This window comes from Halomonas sp. 1513 (genome assembly GCA_001971685.1).
Classification (GTDB): domain Bacteria; phylum Pseudomonadota; class Gammaproteobacteria; order Pseudomonadales; family Halomonadaceae; genus Franzmannia.
Genome location: CP019326.1, coordinates 3,270,647 through 3,292,806 on the forward strand (window position 1 = coordinate 3,270,647; position 22,160 = coordinate 3,292,806).

Sequence of the window (22,160 nt, forward strand, 5' to 3'; positions counted from 1 at the left end):
CTCAGTCGTTCAACCGGATCAAGCGGCGGAAGTCAGCGGATTGGCGGCGAAGTAGTCGAGCGCTGCAGCCACTCCGCTACCCTTGAGCGAGATGCCTGCCAGTTTCATGCCGGCCTCGCAGCCCCCAAGCGTGGCAATCAGCGTCAGGTCATTGCAGTCACCCAGATGACCGATGCGGAACATCTTGCCCTTGGCCTTGCCAAGCCCCGTGCCCAGCGAGAGATCGAAGCGCTCATAGATGATCTTGCGCACCTCGTCGGCGTCGATCTCTTCCGGCACCACTACCCCGGTCAGTACCGGCGAATAGACCTCGGGCTCCAGGCACTGGACCTCCAGCCCCCAGGCCTCGACGGCGGTGCGCACGCCCGCCGCCCAGCGCTGATGCCGGGCCAGCACGTTGTCGAGTCCCTCATCGAGCAGCATGTCCAGTGCTTCGTTGAGGCCATACAGCAGGTTGGTGCTCGGCGTATACGGCCAGTAACCGTTCTGGTTGGCCTCGAGGATCTCGTCCCAGGCCCAGAAGCTCTTGGGCAGCTGTGCCGTCTTGCTGACTTCGATGGCCTTGGGGGAGAGCGCATTGAAGCTGATCCCCGGCGGCAGCATCAGGCCTTTCTGTGAGCCGGAGACGGTGACGTCGACACCCCACTCGTCGTGGCGGAAGTCGGCGCTGGCCAGCCCCGAGATGGTATCCACGATCAGCAGCGCCGGGTGTCCGGCAGCGTCAATGGCACGGCGTACCGCGGCGATATTGCTGGTGACGCCGGTGGAGGTCTCGTTGTGCACCACGCACACTGCCTTGATCTCGTGACCGCTATCCTCCTTGAGCCGCGCCTCGATCATGTCGGCTTGGACACCGTGTCGCCAGCCCTCATAGCCGGGCAGGCCGATGAACTCGGGCTCGAGGTTGAGCCGACGCGCCATCTTCTGCCACAGGGTGGCAAAGTGGCCGGTCTCGAACATCAGCACACGATCCCCCGGCGACATGGTATTGGCTAGCGCCGCTTCCCAGGCGCCGGTGCCTGAGGCGGGATAGATGATCACCGGATGCTTGGTCTTGAACACCTTCTGGATCTTGGCCAGCAGCTCGAGTCCCAAGGCACCGAACTCAGGGCCGCGATGGTCGATGGTGGGCAGGCTCATGGCACGCAGAATGCGGTCCGGTACCGGCGACGGCCCGGGAATTTGCAGGAAATGGCGGCCGGAGGGATGGAAGTCGAGCTTGAGCATGATGGTGTCTCCACGGACAGTTGTACTTTTGATAATGAATGCAATTTAAGTCATCAAAAAAGTCTTACTTGACGCATCCCTCGGCGCGCAGGGTGGCGACCTCTTGCGGGGACAACCCGAGCGTCGTGGTCAGCACCTCGTCGGTATGCTGGCCAAACAGCGGTGCCGGTGAACGGATCTGCGACGGTGTGCGCGAGAACTTGCTGGGAAAGCCGATGGTCTTCATCTTGCCGATCACCGGGTGATCCATCTCCTCGACCATCCCGCGGGCCAGATAGTGCTCGTCCTGCATCGCCTGGCCGAAGTCGTTGATCGGGCCCGCCGGCACCCCGGCCTTGTCGCACAGCGCCAGCCAGTAGTCGGTGTCCTGCTCAGCCATGATCTCCTCGAGCAGCGCCTCGAGGTCCTCGACGTGCTGACCGCGGTCCTGGTTGGTGAGAAAACGGGGGTCGGCCATGAGGTCGTCGCGCTCCAGCACGTCGCCACACAGACGCTCCCAGGTACGCTGGTTGGCACAGCCCAACATCAGATAGCCGTCGCGCGCCTTGATCGCCTGATAGGGCGCCGACACCCGATGCCGCCAACCGGTCGGCTGGGGCACCCTGCCCTCGGCGAAATAGGCCGCCGCCTCCCATGCAAACCACGGCAGACCGCACTCGGTGATGGCAATATCGATATGCTGGCCCTCGCCGGTGGTCATCTTATGGATATGTGCGGCAAGGATCGAGTAGACCGCAGTGATCCCGGCGCCGATGTCATACACGGCGATGCCGGTCTTGAGTGGTCGACGTCCGGGTTCACCGGTCATCGACATCAGGCCGCTCATGCCCTGCGCCACCAGGTCGAAGCCGCCGCGGTGACTGTAGGGGCCGGTCTGGCCGTAGCCGGAAATCGAACAGTAGACGATGCCGGGGTTGATGGCCTTGATGGTGTCGTAGTCGATCTTGAGCGACTTGGTGACCCCGGTGCGGTAGTTCTCGACGATCACATCGGCGTCTTCGGCCAGGCGATAGAATATCTGCCGGGCGCGCTCATCCTTGAGGTTCAAGGAGATGCTCTTCTTGTTGCGGTTTATCTGCGAAAAGCAGGTCGATTCGTCGTTGACGTAGGGCCCCATCTGGCGACTGTCATCGCCGCCGTTGGTCTTTTCGACCTTGATCACCTCGGCGCCCATGTCGGCCAGCACCATGGTGCAGTAGGGGCCGGCCATGATCTGGGAGATGTCCAGTACTTTCAAATTGTGTAAGGGAAGCATCGGCTCCACCTCGCTTGTCATTAGTGGCCCGTCCACACGAACGGCGTCTTGTTGACGAACTTGTTCACCGCCGCCTTGAAGTCATCGCTCATATAGCAGGTGATAACCCAGTCATCGCCGGCGTCACGGGCAGCCCGCCGCTGCTCCTGAACGCGCCCCACCAGTACCTTGCTGGCCTGCACGGTAAGCGGCGCGCGTCGGGAGAACTGCGCGGCCACCTCGGCCACCTCGGCATGGATCGCGCCGGGCTCGATGACGGCATTGACGAGGCCAGCCTGGCTTGCCTCGTCGGCGCTGAACAGCTTGCCCAGCATCAGCGCCTCCTTGGTCCGCGCGATGCCGACCATGTCGATCAGCCGTGAGACGTTGGTGATCGACAGGCAGTTGCCCAGGGTCTTGGCGATCGGCACCCCGAACTTGAGGCTAGGCGTGCAGTAGCGAAAGTCGCAGACCATGGCCAGCGCTGCACCGCCGCCGACGCAGGCGCCCTCGATCAGCGCGATAGTAGGCTTGTTCAGGGTCTCCAGCTTGCCAACCACCCGATCGATGCGACGCTCGTAGCCGATCGCATCCTCGGGCTTCGAGAAGTCGCTGAACTGGGTGATATCGGTGCCGGCCACAAAGGCCTCTCCACCAACACCATGCAGCACCACGGCGTGTATCTGCGCATCCGTTGCCAGTTGATCGCAGCGCGACTCCAGGGCGTCATACATTTCCCAGGTCATGGCGTTGCGGCTCTGTGGGCGATTGAAACCCAGCCAGGCCACGCCGTCGCGCACCTCAAACAGCAGACTCTCTTCGTTCATAGGCCTCTCCATGCCCCTCCCGGCGCGACCCAGCCGGGAGGGGACCTTGGCTTAGCGATACTGGCTTAGCGGTAGAAGAACTCGACCAGCGCCATGGGAATCGCCGGGATATAGGTGACCATCAGGAGCACCACCAGCAAGACGCTGATAAAGCCCAGGTTGGAGCGCGTCACCGACCACACATCCGACTTGGCGATCGAGCAGGCGGTAATCAGCACGCTCGCCACCGGCGGGGTCTGCTGGCCAATCGCCAGGTTGAGGCAGACCACCAGGCCGAAGTGCACCGGATCGATCCCGGCCGCACCGACCAGCGGCATCACGATAGGCACCACCAGAATGATCGCCGCGGCCGAGTGCAGGAAGAGCCCGATCAGCAGGAAGAACACATTCAGCATCATCAGGATCGCGTACTTGTTGTCGGTCAGGCTGAGCACCGCCTGGGCCAACTGCTGGGGCATGCGCATCTCGGTCAGGAACACCCCGATCAAGGCCGACGCCGCCACCAAGAGCATCACCACCGCGGTCTGCTGGCCGCCGTCGATGATCGCCTTGTAGAGCGTACGCATGTCCAGCTCACGATAGATCACCGCGCTGATGAAGATAGCGGCCGCTACTGCCAGGCCGGCACCTTCGGTCGCAGTAACGAAACCACCAAAGATCGAGCCGAGGATGATGATCGGCAGGGTCAGCGCCCAGCTGGCCTCCTTGGCGGTCTGCTTGACCCGCTTCCACTGGAACACCTCCTCCACCGGCCAGTTGTACTTGCGCGCATAGTAGTAGCACAGCGCCGCCAGACCGCCCGCGCCGAGCAGCCCGGGCACGATACCGGCCACGAACAGCTGGACGATGGAGGCACCGGACATGACGCCATACAGGATCATCGGGATGGAGGGCGGAATGATGATCGCCAGGGACGCCGAGGAGGAGGTGACCGCCGCGGCGAAGGGCGCCGGGTACCCGCGCTTCTTCATGGCCGGGATCAGCACCGAGCCGGTGGCGGCCACGTCGGCCACCGCCGAGCCTGAAATCTCGGCGAAGAACAGCGAGACGCCGACATTGATCATCGCCAGCCCGCCGCGGACAAAGCCGAACAGCGCCGAGGCAAAGGCGATCAGGCGCTTGGAGATCCCGCCGGTGTTCATGATGGCACCGGCCAGCACGAACATCGGAATCGCCAGCAAGGGGAAGCTGCTCGCTCCCTCGAACATGGTCAACCCGATGTTGGGCAGCATATCGAGGCCCTGAAACGATACGATGGCTACCGTCGCCACGATCGCCAGCGCCACGGCGATGGGCAGCCCCATCAGGATCAGTCCGATCAAGCCAATTATCATAAACGGCAGTGTCATGGCTGATCCCTCTTAGTCAGTGATTCCGCAGTGAAGCCGGCCCGCGCATTGTCACGCTCGGCCTCGGCAATGGCGTGGCGGATCTCCTCCTCTTCCTGAGTCAGGCCGGCGCGTACCTTGGCCAGATGACTCGGCATGCTGAGTAGTTGGGCGATGATAAATAGCCCAGCGCCGATGGGAATGACCGACTGGGTAAAGGACATGGGTACCCAGCGCAGAGTGATCAAGGCCATGCCCTGCATCACGTCCAGGACCACTAGCCCAGCCCAGCCGAGCACCAGGAAGAAGCCGATAAACAGCGCTTCGGAGACATAGGTCACCGGCATACGGATATGCACCGGCATGGCGGCGACCACCCCGTCGACACCGATATGTCCTCGCTTGAGCGCCGCCAGGGCCCCGGCGTAGTAGGTCAACCAGACCAGCATGATGGCGGCGACTTCGTCATACCAGGAGGGCGTTCGCCAGGCGTAGCGGGTCACCACCGCATACAGCACCACCAGCGTCAGCGACACCATCAGCACTACCGTGATGATCTCGAGCAAACGCTCCATGATGCGAGAGATTTGGTTCAGAGTGCCCATGATTCTCGACTCATTGAGGTAGGGAACTGGATCCCCCGCGCCGTCTAGGGGACGCGGGAGAGAGGTCTAACGCGAGCGATGGACTATTCGTTACCGAGCGCCAGCACTTGGTCGATCAGCTCCTGGGAGCCGGGCACTTCATTGGCGAAGGCTTCATAGATCGGCGTCGAAGCCTCGATGAACACCGAGGTATCGACCTCGTTCACCTCGGTTCCCGCAGCCTCGATGACGCCAATCAGATCCTGATCCAACTGGGCGGCGTGCTCGTAGACGAACGCCTGGGTTTCCTGGGCCGCCTCGATAATGATCTCCTGAATCTCCTCGGGCAGATTATTAAAACGGCGCCCGGCGGTCAGGTAGGCCGGGGTATAGACGTGGCCGGTGAGAGAGAGATAATCCTGTACTTCTTGGAAGCGCTGCCCGGCAATCTGTGCCAGCGGGTTCTCCTGGCCATCCATGACGCCGGTTTGCAGTGCCATGAATACCTCGGAGAGCGACATCGGCGAGGGTTCGGCACCGTACTCTTCAAACATCCTCACCCGCCACACGCCCTGGGGCACCCGCAGCTTGACGCCACGCAGATCTTCCGGCGTGTTGATGGCGCGGCGGTTGTTGGTGATATGGCGGAAACCGTTCTCCCAGACGGCTAGGATGCGATAGCCATTATCCTCGGCCAGCGGCGCCAGCTGCGGCCAGAAGACCTCTTCTTCGACCCGCTTCATGTGCTCGCGATCCTGGATCAGGTACGGCAATTCGAAGAGGCCGAACTCGTCCGCCACCGAGGACATGATGGTGGAGGGCAGCGCCAAGTCGACGGTGCCTAGTCGCATGCGCTGCAGCAGTTCGGAGTCGGTGCCCAACTGGCTGGAGCCAAATACCACGACCTCGTAAGGTTCCGGGAGCCGCTCGTTCACGAGCTCAGCAAAGTAGTCGGCAGAGTCGCTGAAAAGCGAGTCCGGACCGCCGACGTGTCCAAAGGTGATTTCACGAGCCTGGGCTTGCAGCGAGGCGGATGCCACCGCGATAGCGAGCGTGGCGAGAGCGACACGGGGGAATAGCATGGCGTGTTACCTCTTTGTTTTAGTCTTGGCACGATACTTGGGCAGAGGCGCTGCGCAGTTGTTGTGGTCGTTGCGCGTCTTGCTCAGCAGCCTGCTTGTCGATGATTCCTATCAGGCTCCGATAAAATGAATTCTTTATTCAAAGCCTGATGATCAAGCTAGACGTGGCGTTCGAATGGTGTCAAGCATCCATTGGTCGCATGTGCTGGCACCATCCCGGTACGGGTCAGAGCGAATCGCCCATTTGCCGTAATAATGAATTCATAATACCTTTTGCACTATGCCGTCAATCTCGCCAACATATACGTTGGGCATACGCATAGCGGCATCCTGACAGGGACATCCAGACACATGGCCGGGCGTGAACAAGGAACTTGATCATGAGCAAGATTCAACATCGCAACCTCTACCGGGAAGTCGCCGACCGTACACGCAAGCTGATCGAGCATGGCCAGCTGACGCCCGGTGAGCGCATTTCGGAAAAGCAGCTGTGCGAGACGTTCGGGGTGTCGCGCACGCCACTGCGCGAGGCGCTCAAGGTGCTGGCGTCGGAAGGGCTGGTCGAGCTATTGCCTAACCGCGGCGCGCGGGTCATGCAATTGACCGTCAAGATGGTCAAGGACACCTATGACCTGATGGGGGCACTGGAGGGGTTATCCGGCGAACTGGCCTGCCAGCAAATCAACGATGACGGCATCGCCGCCATCTGCCAGCTGCATGAGCAGATGTTGGAACACTACCGCAAGCGCGAGATGCAGCCCTATTTCGCGGTCAACCGCCAGATTCACGAGAGCATCCTGGCCGCGGCCAACAATGAGGTGCTGGAGGAGATGTACAACAACCTCAGCCACCGGGTGAAGCGGGTCCGCTACTCCAAGAAGATGACCGAGGCTTTCTGGCGCCAGGCGGTCAACGACCATGAGATGATGATCGTGGCGCTTAAAGCCAGGGACGGAAAACGCCTTGGCCAGATCCTGCGCGACCACCTATGCCACAAGCTGGAAGTGGTAACCCTGGCAGGAGTCATCGAAGATGACGAGCTGATCGGGGCCGCCAACGGCTGACGCTTACTCCCACCCCTCCAGACGCATCGCCGAGCGCTCCAGCCGCTGGGTCTCGACCTCGATCTCGCGCAGCCGCTCGCCAATGCTGTTGAGATGCTCCAGCGCCACCCGCTTGGCCAGCGTCGGCTTGCCCTGCACCACCGCCTCGTGAAGCCTGGCGTGTTGGCGGTTGATCATCTCGCGCGGCTCTGCGCGGTGGTAGAGGTTCTTCACCGAGGCAAATACCGAGCTCAACAGCAGGTCGGTGAGGCTCTGCAGAGTGTGCACCAGCACCGGGTTGTGCGAGGCCTGACAGATCGCCAGGTGAAAGGCGTGATCGAGGCGCGCCAGTCGCTCGACATCGATGTTCTCGGCCTCCACCACGTAGCTGGCCATCTCCTGGTAGCGGCGGGTGATCAGCACCCGATCGGCAGGCGTGCCGCGACTGGCGGCCAGAAACGCCGACTCGCCCTCCAGCAGTGCGCGCACCTCGAGCAGGTCGAACAGCGTGCGCGGCTGGCTCTTGAACAGGTGCATCAGCGGGTTATCGTCCCGCTGCGGCACCAGCTGCGCCACGCTGGAGCCGCGCCCGTGGCGGGTCTCGATGACGCCCTTGCTGCGCAGTGCGCGCAGCCCCTCACGTAGCGAGGAGCGTGACACGCCCAGCTTGTCGCATAGCCGCCGCTCGGAAGGCAGCAGCTGGCCAGGGTGGAACACCCCGTCGAGAATCAGCTGTTCAAGCGTTGCTGCGACGCCGTCTGCGGTGCGCATACCGGCCAGGCGCTCATCGGGCGTGAAAGGCATTGCGGGCTCCTCGCATCAGCTTGGCTACGGAACTAGCCTCATGGTCAGTCAGGATGTAGATTGGAAAGCATTTCCACAATATAGACCAATGTCTGGTCAGACCACTACACCACAGGCTGGACAAGGCGACGCTCAGGGCACAGATTGACCACTGACAGATGCGCAAGCTGGGGAGTCACCATGAACATTCTTTACGACGCGGCGCTGGACGGCGAGCTGCCGCACAACGACAAGGCCGACGTGCTGGCCCGCATCAGCGAGGCGGTGCCCGGCATGACCCTGCTGCACCGCGAGGAGGACCTGCGCCCCTTCGAGTGTGACGGTCTCTCCGCCTATCGGGTGCTGCCGATGCTGGTCGCGCTGCCCGACAGCCTCGATCAGATCGAAACGCTGCTCAAGACCTGCCACGCCGCAGGCGTGCCGGTGGTCACCCGCGGCGCCGGTACCGGCCTCTCCGGCGGTGCCCTGCCGCTGGAGCAGGGCGTGCTGCTGGTGATGTCGCGCTTCAAGCAGATTCTCGAGATCGACCCCGATGCCCGCGTGGCGCGTATTCAGCCCGGGGTGCGCAACCTGGCCATCTCCGAGGCCGCGGCGCCCTACGGCCTCTATTACGCGCCGGACCCCTCGTCGCAGATCGCCTGCTCGATCGGCGGCAACGTTGCCGAGAACGCCGGCGGCGTGCACTGCCTGAAGTACGGGCTGACCGTGCACAACGTGCTCAAGGTCGAGGTGATGACCATCGAAGGCGAGCGCATGACGCTGGGCAGCGAGGCCTTCGATGCCCCCGGCTTCGATCTGCTGGCGCTGTTCACCGGCTCCGAGGGCATGCTTGGCGTGGTCACCGAGGTGACCGTCAAGCTGCTGCCCAAGCCGGAGAGCGCCAAGGTGCTGATGGCCAGCTTCGACGACGTCGAAAAGGCCGGCAAGGCGGTGGGCGACATCATCGCCGCGGGCATCATCCCCGGCGGGCTGGAGATGATGGACAAGTTGGCCATCCAGGCCGCCGAGGATTTCGTCAAGGCCGGCTACCCGGTGGAAGCCGAAGCGATCCTGCTGTGCGAGCTCGACGGCGTCGAAGCCGACGTCGACGACGACTGCGAGACGGTAAAAGGCGTCCTGCGCGAGGCCGGCGCCACCGCCATCAGCCTCGCGCGCGACGACGCCGAACGCGCCAAGTTCTGGGCCGGTCGCAAGAACGCCTTCCCTGCCGTGGGCCGCATGTCGCCGGACTACTACTGCATGGATGGCACCATCCCCCGCCGCGAGCTGCCGCGGGTGCTCAAGGGCATCGCCGCGCTCTCCGAGGAGTCCGGCCTGCGCGTGGCCAACGTCTTCCACGCCGGCGACGGCAACATGCACCCGCTGATCCTGTTCGATGCCAACCAGCCCGGTGAACTGGAGCTGGCCGAGGACGTGGGCGGCAAGATCCTCGAGCTGTGCGTTGCAGCCGGCGGCTCGATCACCGGCGAGCACGGCGTCGGCCGCGAGAAGATCAACCAGATGTGCGCCCAGTTCCAGCCCGACGAGATCACCACCTTCCATGCGGTCAAGGCGGCCTTCGACCCGACCCGCCTGCTCAATCCGGGCAAGAACATTCCCACGCTTGCGCGCTGTGCCGAGTTCGGCGCCATGCATGTGCATAACAATGAACTGCCGCACCCCGAGCTGCCGCGTTTCTGAGGAGCCCCCATGGCGGATACCGATTCTCTGCAAGACCACGACATCAGCGAGGCGCTCTGCGAGCAGGTGCGCCAGGCCGACCGCGACAAGACGCCGCTGCGCATCGTCGGTGGTAACACCAAGGCGTTCTACGGCCGTGCAGTAGACGGCACTGAGCTGTCGACCCGCGAGCACCGCGGCATCAGCCACTACGACCCCGTCGAGCTGATCGTCTCGGTGCGCGCCGGCACCCCTCTGGCCGAGCTTGAAGCAGCGCTCGACGCCGAGGGTCAGCGCCTGCCCTGTGAACCGCCCCACTTCGGCGCTAGCGCCACGGTCGGCGGCATGATCGCCTGCGGGCTGTCCGGGCCGCGCCGCCCCTGGGCCGGCAGCGTGCGCGACCTGGTGCTCGGCACCCGAGTGATCACTCACGAGGGCAAGCAGCTACGCTTCGGCGGCGAGGTCATGAAGAACGTCGCCGGCTACGACCTGTCGCGGCTGATGGTCGGCGCCCAGGGCACCCTGGGCCTGCTCACCGAGGTCTCGTTGAAGGTGCTGCCCAAGCCCGCCGCCAGTCACAGCCTGCGCCTCGAGCTGCCCCTCGACGCGGCGCTGAACAAGCTCGCCGAATGGGGCCGCCAGCCGCTGCCGCTGTCTGCAGCCAGCTACCACGACGGCGCCCTGTACCTGCGTCTCGAGGGCGGCGTAAGCTCGGTGGCAGCAACCCGTGAGCGCCTCGGCGGCGACAGCCTCGACGCCGGCTACTGGGAAGAGCTGCGCGAGCTGCGCCTGGCCTTCTTCTGCGCCGACCAGCGCCCGCTGTGGCGGCTATCGCTACCCAACAATACCCCGCCGCTGGCGCTGGACGGCGAGGTGCTCTACGACTGGGCCGGCGCCCAGCGCTGGCTGAAGAGCGACGCCGCCGGCGCCGACATACGCGAGGCCTGCGCCCGCGCCGGCGGCCACGCCACCTGCTATACGCCGGGCGTTGCCGAGCCGTTCACCCCGCTGGCGCCGGTGGTGGCCAAGTACCATCGCAACCTCAAGGCCGAGCTCGACCCCAACGGGATCTTCAACCCCGGCCGACTCTACGCGGAGGTCTGAATGCAGACGCACTTTACCCCCGAGGACCTCGAAAAACCGCACATCAAGGAAGCCGACCGCGTGCTGCGCAGCTGCGTGCACTGCGGCTTCTGCAACGCCACCTGCCCCACCTACCAGCTGCTGGGCGACGAGCGCGACGGCCCTCGCGGGCGCATCTACCTGATCAAGGAGCTGCTCGAGAGCCGCGACGATGACGACCAGGTCACCGCCGAGACCCGACTGCACCTCGACCGCTGCCTGACCTGTCGCAACTGCGAGACCACCTGCCCGTCCGGCGTCGAATACCACAAGCTGCTCGACATCGGCCGCGCCGAGATCGAGCGCCGGGTGCCGCGCAGCACCGGCGAGCGCGCCCAGCGCTACGCCCTGCGCAAGATGCTGGTCGAGCCCAAGCGCTTCCAGGCGCTGCTCAAACTCGGCCAGACCTTCAAGCCGCTGGTGCCCGGCGCGCTGCGCAGCAAGATGCCGCCGGCGCCGGTGGACGCCGGCCAGCGCCCCGACTCTCGTGCTCATGCCCGCCAGATGCTGATCCTCGAAGGCTGCGTGCAACCGGGGCTATCACCCAACACCAATGCCGCCACCGCGCGGGTGCTGGATCGTCTGGGGATCAGCCTGACGCCGGTCAGCGAGGCCGGTTGCTGCGGCGCCATCGACTTCCATCTCAACGCCCAGGACGATGGCCGTGCACGCATGCGTGCCAATATCGACGCCTGGTGGCCACATATCGAGGCCGGCTGCGAGGCCATCGTCCAGACGGCCAGCGGCTGCGGCGCCTTCGTCAAGGAGTACGGCGAGATGCTCGCCGACGACCCGGCCTACGCCGAGAAAGCCAAGCGCGTCAGTGCTCTGGCCAAGGACCTGGTCGAGATATTGCGCGACGAGAAGCTTGACGACCTGGCGGTCAGCGAAACCCGCAAGCTGGCCTTCCACTGCCCCTGCACCCTGCAGCATGCGCAGAAGCTCGGCGGTGCGGTGGAGGGCGTGCTCACCCGGCTCGGCTTCGCACTCACCCCGGTGGCCGACGCTCACCTGTGCTGCGGCTCGGCGGGCACCTACTCGATCACCCAGCCCGAGCTTGCCACCGAGCTGCGCGACAACAAGCTCGACGCCCTGGAAGCCGGCAAGCCGGAGACCATCGTCACCGCCAATATAGGCTGCCAGACGCACCTCGCCGGCGCCGGACGCACCCCGGTCCGCCACTGGATCGAGATCGTCGATGAGGCGTTAAAGCCTGCCAAGAGAAGCGCTTAGATAGCATTTCCGAATACCCATGAGATGAGCGCCGAGGGCAAGCTGGAACGAGGGTCTTTTGCCATGGATGGCAAAAGTAGCTCCCAGGGATGGGTTCACAGCGCCCTCGTGAAGGCTTGCCCTCGGTGAAGCTCATCGCCAGCATCAACCGCTCACCAAGGAGCCCAACATGAAAACCAAATCCGTACTCACCCTGACCGACGTTAACGCCATCCTCGATGCCGCCCAGCAGGAAGCCGACGCCAACGGCTGGGCAGTGACCATCGCCGTGGCCGATGATGGCGGCCATCCTCTCGGCCTGCGTCGCCTCGACGGTGCGCCGCTGTTCAGCATCGAAGCCGCCATCGAGAAGGCCCGCACCTCGGCCTATGGCGCACGCGAGACCCAGCTGTTCGAAGAGATGATCAACAACGGCCGCACCGCCTTCCTGTCGGCGCCGATGAAGGCCCTGCTCGGCGGTGGCGTACCGGTGCTGGTCGACGGCCAGATGGTCGGCACTGTTGGCATCTCCGGCGTCAAGCCCGACCAGGACATCCAGGTCGCCAAGGCCGGCGTAGCCGCGATCGGCTGAGCGCGACGGGTGCCCGCCACGGCGGCGGGCACCACCCGCTTCCAGCACTCCAAGCCGCCCCCTAAGCCGCTTTGACGGCAAAGCCCCCGCGCATGCTAAGCATACTTACCTGACCGGCACTATGACTGCCGGGCAAAAAGCCGCACCATCCTTGTATCGAATAATACAAGGAGATGATCTATGAGCTCCCCGGGTGACCCCTCGTCGCATGCCGAGTCCAGCGACATGCAGACGGATTACGTCGTTGGCCAGGACAATCTCGAAGGGAGCCTCGGCCCCATCGGCTTCGATATCCACAACCGCGTCTTCGCCGTATCGGCACTCGCCTCGGTGGTCTTCATTCTCCTCACCCTGCTGTTCCCCGAACGAGCCGGCGGCATCTTCCAGTCCATCGTCGGCTTCTCCACCGGCACCCTGGACTGGTATTTCATGCTGGTGGTGGATTTCTTCATCCTGTTCTGCGTGGCGCTGGTGGTGCTGCCCTACGGGTCGATCCGACTAGGTGGGCCGGATGCGCGGCCGGACTTCAACTACCTGTCGTGGTTCTCGATGCTGTTCGCCGCCGGTATCGGTATCGGGCTGCTGTTCTTCGGGGTGCTGGAGCCGGTCTATCATGCCAACGTCTCCTTGCCGCTGGGCATTCCCTCGCCGTTTGGCGACGACGGCGCGCTCGACCCGGAGGCGATTCCCGGCGCCACCGCCATGGGCCTTGCCGGCACCTACCTGCACTGGGGCATCCACGGCTGGGCCGTCTACGTGGTGATGGCGCTGGCTCTGGCCATCTTCACCTACAACAAGGGCCTGCCGTTCTCGATTCGCTCGGCCTTCTTTCCCATCCTCGGCGACCGCGTATGGGGCTGGTGGGGTCACGCCATCGATATCCTGGCGGTGTTTTCCACCCTGTTCGGCCTGGCGACGTCGCTGGGGCTGGGTGCCCAGCAGGCCAATGCGGGCATGAATTTCGTATTTGGCCTCGAGGTCACGACCACCACCCAGGTCATCATCATCCTGCTGGTGACCGCCGCCGCCCTGGTCTCGGTGTGGCGCGGGCTCGAGGGCGGCGTCAAGAAACTCTCCGAAATCAACATGGTGCTGGCGGTGCTGTTCTTCTTCTTCGTGCTGTTCGCCGGCCCCACGCTGGTCGCCCTGAGCGGCTTCTTTACCGGCCTCACCACCTACGTAAGGGAGCTCGCCCCGCTATCGGCGCCCTTCGGCCGTGATGACGACGCCTACCGCCAGGCCTGGACCATCTTCTACTGGGCCTGGTGGATCAGCTGGGCGCCGTTCGTCGGCATGTTCATCGCCCGGGTCTCGCGGGGACGCACGATTCGTGAATTCGTGATCTGCGTGCTGCTGATACCCAGCCTGTTCATCTTCGTCTGGATGGGGGTGTTCGGGGCCACCGCACTGGATCAGCTCTACGCCAGCCCCGACACCAGCCTGGTCAAGGAGTACGTGATCGACACCTACAGCCCCGAGCTGTCGCTGTTCGGCATGCTCAACGAGCTGCCGCTGACCGGCCTGATGTCGACCCTGGCCATCGTGCTGGCGCTGATCTTCTTCATCACCTCGTCGGACTCCGGCTCGCTGGTGATCGATACCATCACCGCCGGCGGCAAGATCGATGCGCCGCGTCCCCAGCGCATGTTCTGGGCCACAGTGGAGGGCTTCATCGCCATCGTGCTGCTGATCGGCGGCGGGCTCTCGGCGCTACAGGCCGGGGTGACGGCGACGGCGATTCCGTTCTCCGTGGTGATGCTGCTGATGTGCTATACCATTATCAAGGCGCTGAATGGCGAGCTTCGCCAACTGCGCCAAAAACCCTCTTGAGGGCTAGATAAGCCAACGAGCACGGAAGGAGGCGATCCATGGCAGGCGGCTGGTCACGCGATGGTGCCGAGCAGGAGCAGATTGAGAGTACGGTGGAAGATGCGCTGCAGCGGGTACGCAGCCAGCTTCCCAGCGGCGAGAGCCTGCGCCACTGTGAGGAGTGCGGCGACGAGATTCCTCAGGCGCGCCGCGAAGCGATCAAGGGCGTGCGCCTGTGCATCGCCTGCCAGAGCGAACGCGACAAGCAGCAGACGTCCTACAGTGGCTACAACCGTCGCGGCAGCAAGGACAGTCAGCTGCGCTGACGCCGGTCACCGGCCCTGCCATGGCTTGCAGCCACCTCTCAGCACGATATGATGACACCCCTCCAGAGCCCCGTTCCCAGCGGGGCTCTGCTTTGTCCAAGAGGTCGCCATGCCGCTGCTCTATTTCCTCGCCCCGCTGGGTGCCGTGCTGATCTGGTCGGGCAATATGACCATCAACCAGCTCACCGTGGGCGCCATCGCGCCGAGCAGCATCGCCTTTCTACGCTGGGTGCTGGCACTGTCGGTGTTGACGCCCTTTGTGCTGCCGGCGGTGTGGCGCCATCGTCAGGCGCTCAAGCGCGAATGGCCCAAGCTGGCCTTCCTCGGCCTGCTGGGCATGGCGATGTGGCAGGGGCTGGCCTACGTTGCCGCCGAGACCACCTCGGCCACCAACATGGGCATTCTTGCCGCCACCGTACCGCTGCTCACGGTCCTGCTCAGCGCGCTGATTCTGCGCGAGCCACCCAGCCTCGGCGGCGTGGCCGGCGGGCTGGTGGCGCTGTGCGGGGTGGCGGTGCTGCTCGGCCGCGGCGACCCGCTGTCGCTGCTGGTGCTCGACGTCTCGCCGGGCGACGCGCTGATGGTAGTCGCCGCCAGCTGCTACGCCACCTACGGCGTGATGCTAAAGCGCTGGCAGATGGATCTACCGCCCTGGGTGATGCTCTACGTGCAGGCGGTCTTCGCCACCCTGCTGCTGCTGCCCGGCTACCTGCTCGGGCCGATGACACCGGTGGATGGCGGCAACGTCTGGCTGATCGCCTACGCCGGCATCCCCGCCTCGATCATCACCACCTTCCTGTGGATGCGTGCGGTACGCCAGATCGGCGCCAGCAAGGCCAGTATCTTCCTCAACCTGATGCCGCTGTTCAGCGCCATCATCGCCATGCTGTTCCTCGGTGAGCGCCTGGCCGGCTGGCACCTGCTCGGCGGCGGCCTGACCCTGATCGGCGTGATCATGGCCCAGACCCTCACCCAGCCGCTGTTACAGCGCCAACGCCAGAGCCAGCCATGAGCCTCGACACCACCCTGATCAACCGCCAGCGCATGCCCGTCGACGACGACGCCAAGCTATGGCTGTTCGGCTACGGCTCACTGATCTGGAAGGCGGAATTTGCCTACCTCGAGCGCCGTCCCGCGCATATCGAGGGCTGGGTACGACGCTTCTGGCAGGCATCACATGACCACCGAGGCACCCCACAGGCACCCGGCCGCGTGGTCACGCTGATACGCCAGCCCGGTGCGCTCTGCCATGGCATGGCCTACCGCATCAGCGGTGAAGTGCTGCACGGGCTGGATATCCGCGAGAAGAACGGCTACCTGCGCGAGACCACCCTGATGCACTTCGCCGACGGCAGCCACGCCGACGGCCTGCTCTACCTCGCCACCGAGGACAACGCCGCCTTTCTCGGCGACGCCTCCCTCGAGTCAATCGCTCGCCAGATCGCCGCCGCCCATGGCCCCAGCGGCGCCAACCGCGACTACCTGCTCAACCTCGCCACCGCCCTGGAAGCTCTCGGCGCCGACGATCCGCATGTATTTGCGCTCGCGGAGAGCGTGCGTTCGAATAAATCGTAAAGTTAACGCCGCGTAAGCCGATAGCCTCGGTAGAGCACAGTGCCTGAGAAACCGGTGCCATCTGTATGAGGGGAAACCGCCATGCCACAGGCCTTGCTCACCAAGGTCGAATCGGAGTTGATCAAGCCCTGGTATCGCCTGCGCTTCAGCCCAGCGGTTGAGGCACGCTTTGAAACGGACACATCGCCACGTCGCTGTCGGCATCTAGTCCTGGCAGGCATCGTGGCGCTGGTCATCTACGATCTCTTCCTCCTTAACGACTATATTTTTCGCCCCGAGATTCTGGGCACTGCCGCCTGGCTTCGTTTGGGGCTGATCACTCCGCTGGGACTTACGGCCCTCTACTGCGTGAGCCGCAACCTGGCACCGGCCGTGCGCGAGGCGATGATGTCGGCCGCGGTCATTTCGACGATGCTGATCTCCAACGTGATCTTTTTCATTTCGAAAGCGCCCTACTCCTTTCTCGACACCTTTGCCTTCGGGCTGATTCCGCTGGTGAGTAACGTCATCTTTTCACTACGCTTCGCATTTGCTGCTGCCACCTCGCTAATCTGCACCCTCATGATGGCGGTCTTCGTGGTGCTCTACCAACCCATGGCGTTCGAAATCAAGGTCTACACCCTGGTCCTCTTCACTGCCAATGTCGTCTTCACTCTGCTCGCCAATTTCCGCCTGGAGTCCAGCGAGCGAAAATCCTACTTGCTGCTGCTGCGCGAGCGTCTGAGGAACCAGGTCGCGTTAGAGGACAACCAGGCTCTGACCAAGATATCGGCCACCGACCCGCTAACCGGTGTCGCGAACCGCCGCCATTTCGACAGCGTGCTTGCACAGCACTGGGAAGACGCCATCGCCAGACAGACCATGCTCGGCATACTGGTCATCGATATTGACTACTTCAAGAACTACAACGACCACTACGGGCACCTTCAAGGGGATCACTGCCTTCGCCATGTTGCGCTGGAAATACAGCAACATGTGCGACATGAAGACGATCTGGTGGTGCGCTTTGGCGGTGAAGAATTCGTCGTATTGTTACTCAACGCTTCTGCCGCGTCGGCCTACCGGGCCGCCGAGCGTATCCGCCAGGGCATCGAGGCGCTGGGTCTGCCCAATGAAGGTGCCCCTCACGCCCCGATGGTGACGGTCAGCATCGGGGCTGCGGTAACGCAGCCGGCCGAAGGCATGGCGCCACCCGCCCTGCTCCGGCGTGCCGATGAAGCCCTTTACCAAGCCAAGGGCGCAGGCCGCAATCGCAGCGTACTGGCGCCGCTGGAGGGCGGGCCAGTGTGCGTCTAGCCTTGCCAGCAAGAGCCATGCGATTTCAGCGTATCCCCGCCCTGAGGAACGACTGCACGAACTGGCGCTGGAAGAGCAGGAAGGCGATCAGCAGCGGGGCGATGCTGAGCAGGGTGGCGGCGCTGACGGTGGCCCAGTTGACGCCGGTCTCCGGGGCCGAGAACACCCCCAGCCCGACGGTCAGCGGGCGGCTCTCCACCGAGTTGGTGACCACCAGCGGCCACAGGAAATTGTTCCAGTGGTGGCTGATCGACACTAGGCCATAGGCCAGGTAGGTGGGCTTGGCCAGCGGCACATAGACCTTGAGCAGGATCGCCAGCCAGCCGCAGCCCTCGATGCGGGCGGCATCCTCCAGCTCGCGGGGAATGGTCTTGAAGGTCTGGCGCAGCAGGAAGATGCCGAAGGCGCTGGCCACGTAGGGCAGCCCGATGCCGGTGATGGTATCGACCAGCCCCAATGAACTGGCGATACGGTAGTTCTCGACGATCAGCACCTCGGGGAACACGAACAGCTGGATCAGCACCAGCATGAACAGCAGGTCCTTGCCGGGAATCGGGAAGCGCGCGAAGGCGAAGCCGGCCAGGGTACACACCACGAACTGCGCCAGCACCACCCCGGTGACCAGCAGGAAGGTGTTGAGGTAGTAGCGCGCGAACGGCGCCTGGGCCCAGGCGTTGGCGAAGTTGTCCAGGGTCAGCGGCGCGAACAGGTCGAAGCGCACCATGAACGCCGGTGGATGAAAGGCCGCCCACACCGCGTAGACCAGCGGAAAGATCCAGATGATCGCCAGCAGCCAGGCGGCGGTGGTCTCGAGGCTCGGCACGCGCAGCGCCAGTCCTCTGGCAATAGAGAGAGTGGCTTGGCTCATGCGCTCGCCCCTTGCAGTGGTGACACGCTCATTGGTAGTGGGTCCGTCGGTCGAGGATGGCGAATTTCACCGTGGCCACTACCCCCAATACCAGCAGGATCACCACCGTGATGGTGGCGGCGTAGGTGCGGTCGAAGAACGAGAAGGCGTTCTCGTAGACGTAGTAGAGCAGCAGGTTGGTGGCGTTGTTGGGGCCGCCCTTGGTGAGGATGAACAGGTGATCCACCACCCGCACGGCGTTGATCAGCGCATTGATCAGCACGAACAGCGTGGTCGGCATCAGCAGCGGGAAGGTCACCCGCCAGAAGAAGCTCCAGCGGCTGGTGCCCTCCAGGTCCGAGGCCTCCTTGAGCTCCGGCGGAATGCTCTGCAGCGCCGCCAGGTAGAAGATCATGAAGAACCCGGCCTCCTTCCAGACGGTCATCACGATCACCGAGGTCAGCGCCACGCTGGGGTCGCCCAGCCAGTTGACCCCGGACAACCCAAAGGCGCCGAGCAGCTTGTTGAACAGGCCGATCTGCGGCGCGTAGAAGAACATCCAGATATTCGCCGCGGCGATCATCGGCAGGATGGTCGGCGTGAAATAGGCCATGCGCACGAAGCCGCGGCCCGGCAGCCGGGCGTTGACGAACAGCGCCATGCCCAGGGCAATAGCAATCGAGGTGGGAATGGTGCCCAGCGCATAGATCAGGTTGTTGCGTGCCACCCGCCAGAAGGTGGTGTCGTCGATCAACAGCTGGTAGTTCTCGAGGCCGACGAACTCGGCGGGCTCACCGCGAAAGCCGGGCAGGAACAGGCTATTGATCAGCGTGGCGATCGTCGGTAGATAGGCGAAGGTCGCCAGCAGCACCGCCGCGGGCAACAGCAGCAGGGCGCCGTAGAGCTGCATGCGTCGGTGAGAACTCTGGATCACGATGACATATCCTGTCTGGGTCTGATCCGGGGCAAGGGCGTTGAGCAGGCGCTGTCAATCCTTCCCTGGACGCTACCGACGCCATCCATGGCGTCGAACCTGCTCGCTGCCCTTGCCGCCGGTCACAGTGGTCGACTGGCGGTTGCTCCGACTAGCAGTCCCTCCCCTTTAGCGCGCGTAGCGCCGCAGCACACCATCGGCTTCGCGCTGGGCCTGGGCCAGTGCTTCAGCCGGCGTCATCTGCCCGGTCAGCGCCGCCTGCACGGCGTTGTCCAGCGCCCGGCGCACGCGCCCGCCCTGGTAGGTGGAGAGCTCGGCGGTGCCGTGCTCGAGCTGGTCGCGGGCCACCGCCGCCGGGGCAAAGGTCTCGACGTAGTCGCGCAGCAGCTCGGTCTCGTAGGCGTCCGGGCTGACGCCCATGTAGCCGGTCTCGATCGACCAGGCCGCGGCGCGCTCGGGATCGGTCATCCAGCGGATGAAGGTCATGGCGGCGCGCTGCTCCTCCTCGGTGGTGTCGTTGAAGATGTAGAAGTTGCCGCCACCGGTTGGGCTGCCGCGCTGGGTCTTCATCGGCAGCATGGCCACGCCGAACTCGAAGTCGGCCTCGTTGCGCACCGCGGTGAGGTTGCCGGTGGTGTGCCACATCATCGCCGTGGACTGCTCGATGAAGTTCTGGCGCAGGGTGCCCCACTCGATGGTGCCGTCGGGCATTGCCTCGTGCTCCTGGGACAGCGATACCCAGTACTCCAGCGCCTCGACGGCGGCGGGATCGTCGAAATAGACCTCGGTGCCGTCGTCGCTCATCAGCCGATGGCCGTTCTGGAAGGCGAAGGCCTGGAACATCCAGTAGGGGTAGCCGGTGGAGGGCACCATCACGCCCCACTGGTCGCCGCCGGAGGCCTCGCGCACCGCGGCGGCCATCTCGGCCATGTCGTCCCAGGTTTCCGGCGGCGTCTCGGGGTCGAGGCCGGCGGCCTCGAAGGCGTCCTTGTTCCAGTACAGCACGATGGTCGAGCGCTGGAAGGGGATGCCGTAGGTCTGGCCATCCACCTGGCCGTTCTCCATCAGCCCCGGGTAGAAGCTGTCGAGCCACTCGCGCTCCGCGTCGCTCTCGAGCAGGTCGTCGAAGGCGACGATGGCGTCCTGCTCGAGCAGCTCATAGAGGTCGATGGAGAACAGCACCGAGAGCTGCGGCGCATCGCCGGCCTCGATGGCCGACATGGCGCGCACCCGGGTGTCGTCGTAGTTGCCGGCGTAGATCGCATCGACGCTGATAGTCGGGTGCTCGGCCTCGAACTCGTCGACCAGCTCGTCGATGACGTCGGTCAGCGCCCCACCCACCGCGATGGGATAGTACATGGTCAGCTCGACGGGATCGTCGGCCAGCGCCGGGCTGGCGCTAAGCACGGCGGCGGCCAGCGCCGTCAGGGGAAAAGAGAGACGTGCACGCATGGGATGGCTCCTGTAGTTCACGGGTGAGACGCTCGCGAGTGAGAGGTTAACGGGTCAGTCGTGCCGGGATTCGCGGCAAATGCCACGGCGGTGAGATCGTCACGACGCAGCCCGTCGGCGGCGAACAGATGCGCCGCACTCGGCGCCCAGGCCAGCCGGCAGCGGGTACCGGGCGGCATCGGCCGCTTGCCAGGCAGCCGCGCACGCAGCCGCTGGCTACCTACGCCGAGCTGGAGGATGGTGTCGGCGCCAAGGTACTCCTCGTCGATCACCTCGGCGGGCACGCCGCTGGCGTCGCTGGGAAGCACCTCGATATCCTCGGGACGAATGCCCAGCTGGCCGCCCGCAGCGGCGGCAGGCGCCACCGCTACCGCAGACTCGCCGTCGATGACCGCGGCGCTGTCACTTGCCGTCAGTTGCACCAGGTTCATTGCCGGGCTGCCGATAAAACTCGCCGCGAAGGCGCTGGCCGGGCGGTTGTAGAGCTCGGCGGGCGAGCCGTCCTGCACGATGCGGCCGTTCTGCATCAGGATCACCCGGTCGCCCATGCTCATCGCCTCGACCTGGTCGTGGGTGACGTAGATCACCGTCATGCCCAGGCGCGCCTGGAGCGACTTGATCTCACGACGCATCTCGCCGCGCAGGCGGGCATCGAGGTTGGAGAGCGGCTCATCCATCAGGCAGATGGGATGTTCGGAGATGATCGAGCGCGCCAGCGCCACCCGCTGGCGCTGGCCGCCGGAGAGCTGGGCCGGCTTGCGCTCGAGATAGGCCTCGAGATCGACCAGCTCGGCGACTCGGGCCAGGCGCTCGCGGCGCTCGGCCTTGGGCACCTTGCGGCTGCGCAGGCCGAACACGATGTTGTCGGCCACGCTGAGGTGGGGGAACAGCGCGTAGGACTGGAACACCATGCTCAGGCCGCGGTCCCCCGGCGGCAGGAAGGTCACGTCGCGATCGCCGATGGCGATGCGCCCTTGCGTGGCCTGCTCGAGGCCGGCGATCATGCGCAGCGTGGTGGACTTGCCGCAGCCCGAGGGGCCAAGCAGGATCACGAACTGGCCCGGCGTGACGTCGAACGAGATGGCGTCCACCGCGGTGGTGTCGTCCCAGCGCTTGCTGACCGCCTCGAGACGGATGCGCTGATGATTGTTATTGGTGGTCATGGCGTGCCCGCAGTCAGATGGCGGCGAAGGAACATAACGTCTCC

Annotated in this window: 21 protein-coding genes; 10 read left to right on the plus strand and 11 right to left on the minus strand. The window is 64.4% G+C overall.

The window, feature by feature from the left end; translation table 11 throughout:
• Positions 1 to 18: 18 nt before the first annotated feature.
• The 6 genes from BWR19_14820 to BWR19_14845 form a co-directional block, all read right to left on the minus strand.
• Positions 19 to 1,227 (minus strand): serine--glyoxylate aminotransferase, encoded by a 1,209-nt coding sequence (locus BWR19_14820; protein APX94105.1) that lies wholly within the window; start codon positions 1,225 to 1,227, stop codon positions 19 to 21.
• A gap of 64 nt (positions 1,228 to 1,291) precedes the next feature.
• Positions 1,292 to 2,482 (minus strand): CoA transferase, encoded by a 1,191-nt coding sequence (locus BWR19_14825; GenBank protein ID APX95049.1) that lies wholly within the window; start codon positions 2,480 to 2,482, stop codon positions 1,292 to 1,294.
• A 20-nt stretch (positions 2,483 to 2,502) separates the two neighbouring features.
• Positions 2,503 to 3,288 carry an enoyl-CoA hydratase gene (locus tag BWR19_14830; GenBank protein APX94106.1) on the minus strand — a complete coding sequence of 262 codons (786 nt, stop codon included), beginning with the start codon at positions 3,286 to 3,288 and terminating at the stop codon, positions 2,503 to 2,505.
• Between the two features lie 65 nt (positions 3,289 to 3,353).
• On the minus strand, positions 3,354 to 4,637 hold the full coding sequence (locus tag BWR19_14835) for a C4-dicarboxylate ABC transporter permease (GenBank protein APX94107.1): 1,284 nt from the start codon (positions 4,635 to 4,637) through the stop codon (positions 3,354 to 3,356).
• Positions 4,634 to 5,221 (minus strand): C4-dicarboxylate ABC transporter permease, encoded by a 588-nt coding sequence (locus tag BWR19_14840; protein APX94108.1) that lies wholly within the window; start codon positions 5,219 to 5,221, stop codon positions 4,634 to 4,636. Before BWR19_14840 ends, BWR19_14835 begins: the two co-directional genes overlap by 4 nt.
• An 83-nt stretch (positions 5,222 to 5,304) precedes the next feature.
• Complete coding sequence (locus BWR19_14845; protein ID APX94109.1) at positions 5,305 to 6,282, minus strand: C4-dicarboxylate ABC transporter; 978 nt, start codon at positions 6,280 to 6,282, stop codon at positions 5,305 to 5,307.
• Between the two features lie 380 nt (positions 6,283 to 6,662).
• Between BWR19_14845 and BWR19_14850 the strand changes: the two genes are divergently transcribed.
• The gene (locus BWR19_14850) at positions 6,663 to 7,346 is read left to right on the plus strand and encodes a GntR family transcriptional regulator (protein APX94110.1); all 684 of its coding nucleotides are present in this window, start codon (positions 6,663 to 6,665) and stop codon (positions 7,344 to 7,346) included.
• Between the two features lie 3 nt (positions 7,347 to 7,349).
• Here BWR19_14850 and BWR19_14855 read toward each other — a convergent pair whose 3' ends face one another.
• Positions 7,350 to 8,129 carry a transcriptional regulator GlcC gene (locus BWR19_14855; GenBank protein ID APX94111.1) on the minus strand — a complete coding sequence of 260 codons (780 nt, stop codon included), beginning with the start codon at positions 8,127 to 8,129 and terminating at the stop codon, positions 7,350 to 7,352.
• Between the two features lie 180 nt (positions 8,130 to 8,309).
• On the opposite strand from BWR19_14855, the gene BWR19_14860 reads away from it, so the two are divergent.
• The 9 genes from BWR19_14860 to BWR19_14900 all read left to right on the plus strand — a co-directional run bounded on the left by BWR19_14860 (position 8,310) and on the right by BWR19_14900 (position 17,720).
• Positions 8,310 to 9,809, plus strand: coding sequence for a glycolate oxidase subunit GlcD (locus BWR19_14860; protein ID APX94112.1), 1,500 nt, complete (start codon positions 8,310 to 8,312; stop codon positions 9,807 to 9,809).
• A gap of 9 nt (positions 9,810 to 9,818) precedes the next feature.
• Positions 9,819 to 10,892, plus strand: coding sequence for a glycolate oxidase subunit GlcE (locus tag BWR19_14865; GenBank protein ID APX94113.1), 1,074 nt, complete (start codon positions 9,819 to 9,821; stop codon positions 10,890 to 10,892).
• Positions 10,893 to 12,143, plus strand: coding sequence for a glycolate oxidase iron-sulfur subunit (locus BWR19_14870; GenBank protein APX94114.1), 1,251 nt, complete (start codon positions 10,893 to 10,895; stop codon positions 12,141 to 12,143).
• Between the two features lie 169 nt (positions 12,144 to 12,312).
• On the plus strand, positions 12,313 to 12,714 hold the full coding sequence (locus BWR19_14875; protein APX94115.1) for a hypothetical protein: 402 nt from the start codon (positions 12,313 to 12,315) through the stop codon (positions 12,712 to 12,714).
• Positions 12,715 to 12,894: 180 nt separating this feature from the next.
• On the plus strand, positions 12,895 to 14,544 hold the full coding sequence (locus BWR19_14880) for a BCCT transporter (GenBank protein APX94116.1): 1,650 nt from the start codon (positions 12,895 to 12,897) through the stop codon (positions 14,542 to 14,544).
• A 38-nt stretch (positions 14,545 to 14,582) separates the two neighbouring features.
• Positions 14,583 to 14,849, plus strand: coding sequence for a hypothetical protein (locus BWR19_14885; protein ID APX94117.1), 267 nt, complete (start codon positions 14,583 to 14,585; stop codon positions 14,847 to 14,849).
• Between the two features lie 109 nt (positions 14,850 to 14,958).
• Positions 14,959 to 15,861 (plus strand): EamA family transporter, encoded by a 903-nt coding sequence (locus tag BWR19_14890; GenBank protein APX94118.1) that lies wholly within the window; start codon positions 14,959 to 14,961, stop codon positions 15,859 to 15,861.
• A complete protein-coding gene (locus tag BWR19_14895) occupies positions 15,858 to 16,424 on the plus strand; it encodes a gamma-glutamylcyclotransferase (protein ID APX94119.1) in 567 nt (188 codons plus the stop codon). The genes BWR19_14890 and BWR19_14895 overlap by 4 nt, the downstream gene beginning before the upstream one ends.
• An 81-nt stretch (positions 16,425 to 16,505) precedes the next feature.
• The gene (locus tag BWR19_14900) at positions 16,506 to 17,720 is read left to right on the plus strand and encodes a hypothetical protein (GenBank protein APX94120.1); all 1,215 of its coding nucleotides are present in this window, start codon (positions 16,506 to 16,508) and stop codon (positions 17,718 to 17,720) included.
• Positions 17,721 to 17,745: 25 nt separating this feature from the next.
• On the opposite strand, the gene BWR19_14905 is transcribed toward BWR19_14900, so the two are convergent.
• From BWR19_14905 to BWR19_14920, 4 genes are all read right to left on the minus strand, one after another.
• Positions 17,746 to 18,588, minus strand: coding sequence for an ABC transporter permease (locus BWR19_14905; GenBank protein ID APX94121.1), 843 nt, complete (start codon positions 18,586 to 18,588; stop codon positions 17,746 to 17,748).
• 28 nt (positions 18,589 to 18,616) lie between these two features.
• On the minus strand, positions 18,617 to 19,477 hold the full coding sequence (locus BWR19_14910) for an ABC transporter permease (protein APX94122.1): 861 nt from the start codon (positions 19,475 to 19,477) through the stop codon (positions 18,617 to 18,619).
• 192 nt (positions 19,478 to 19,669) lie between these two features.
• Positions 19,670 to 20,953, minus strand: coding sequence for an ABC transporter substrate-binding protein (locus BWR19_14915; protein ID APX94123.1), 1,284 nt, complete (start codon positions 20,951 to 20,953; stop codon positions 19,670 to 19,672).
• A gap of 17 nt (positions 20,954 to 20,970) precedes the next feature.
• Positions 20,971 to 22,116: an ABC transporter ATP-binding protein gene (locus tag BWR19_14920; protein APX94124.1), complete on the minus strand. Its 1,146-nt coding sequence runs from the start codon at positions 22,114 to 22,116 to the stop codon at positions 20,971 to 20,973.
• Between the last annotated feature and the right edge of the window lie 44 nt (positions 22,117 to 22,160).